The 307-nt window shown below is 57.7% G+C and carries 1 protein-coding gene; it reads right to left on the bottom strand.

What is annotated here, in order from left to right; all coding sequences use genetic code 11:
- Positions 1-104 precede the first annotated feature (104 nt).
- On the bottom strand, positions 105-307 hold a 203-nt coding region (locus CK944_RS23905; RefSeq protein ID WP_205049153.1), incomplete at its 5' end, for a hypothetical protein.

The following is a 307-nucleotide window of genomic DNA, read 5'->3' as shown; positions in this document are numbered from 1 at the left end:
CTGGATTACGGTGATCCCGGTCGCCTGCAAGATCGAGAGGACGCCGAGACCTGGCAAAAGCCGGATCACGAAGGCGCATCAGAGAAAAAGAGCCATTTGCCTGACTAGGGCAGCATCCAGTTACGAGCGTCAACGGTTCGGGCGGGGTCAGACCCGCCCTTTTTTCGGTGGCGGAGGATGGAAAACAGCGCTGACCCCTGCGCGGCGGGAAAGATGACGTGGCATTTCCCGAGAAAACCCACAGCGCTCTCAGCCAGGAAAATCACATGTTCACACGGACCAGCACCTCGGTTGTTGAATTCAAGCA

The organism is Paracoccus sp. SY (assembly GCF_002901215.1).
Classification (GTDB): Bacteria; Pseudomonadota; Alphaproteobacteria; order Rhodobacterales; family Rhodobacteraceae; genus Paracoccus; species Paracoccus acridae.
The sequence above is the reverse complement of the archived record's forward strand: the minus strand, read 5'-3'. Positions and strand labels throughout refer to the sequence as shown.